This is a genomic window from Stenotrophomonas sp. HMWF003 (genome assembly GCF_003061285.1).
Lineage (GTDB): Bacteria > Pseudomonadota > Gammaproteobacteria > Xanthomonadales > Xanthomonadaceae > Stenotrophomonas > Stenotrophomonas maltophilia_AP.
On sequence record NZ_QAIW01000196.1, the window covers coordinates 1 to 721 of the forward strand.

The following is a 721-nucleotide window of genomic DNA, read 5'->3' on the forward strand; positions in this document are numbered from 1 at the left end:
GGAAGACGACACGTTCTACATCCAGGTGGGCAGTGCATGGCGCTGACCTCGCCCGCGCTGCTGTTGTGGGTGGGGCTGCTGCTGGGCGGCGCGGGCCTGCTGCAGGCCACGGGCGCACACGCGGCCCCGGTGGGCAGCAGCTGCGGGGTGCGTGCCGACGGTGACACCCGGCCGCGCATCGGGCTGGCCCTGGGCGGTGGCGGGGCGCGCGGGATCGCGCATGTGCGCATCCTCAAGCAGTTGGAGGCGCAGCACATCCCGGTGGACTGCATCGCCGGCACCAGCGCCGGCGCACTGGTGGGGGCGTTGTATGCGTCCGGCTCGACCCCGGCGCAGATCGAGCAGCTGGTGTTGGACACGCAGTGGATGGCGATGTTCAGCGACACCCTGCCGCGCCGCGAACGGTCGCTGCGGCGCAAGGCCGACGACTACGAGCAGCTGGCCGCGATCGGGGTCGGCTTCGGCGGTGAGCAGGGCAAGGCGGTGTCGCTGGCCGGCGGCGTGTCCGAAGGCGAGAAGCTGATTGCGCTGTTCGAACGTGCCACCGGTGGCGCACGGGTCAGCGGGCGCTTTGACGACCTGCCCATTCCCTTCCGCGCGGTGGCCACCGACCTCAATACCGGCCAGCCGGTGGTGCTTGCCGAGGGAAGCCTGCCGATGGCGATGCGCGCGAGCATGTCGCTGCCGGGCATCTTCCGCCCGGTGGTGATCGAGGGGCGGG

At 71.8% G+C, this 721-nt stretch carries 1 protein-coding gene; it reads left to right on the forward strand.

Annotation, left to right across the window (positions count from 1 at the left end):
• Window positions 1-36: 36 nt before the first annotated feature.
• Window positions 37-721: patatin-like phospholipase family protein (locus tag DBR34_RS21710; protein WP_219928235.1), on the forward strand; the 685-nt coding region annotated here is incomplete at its 3' end.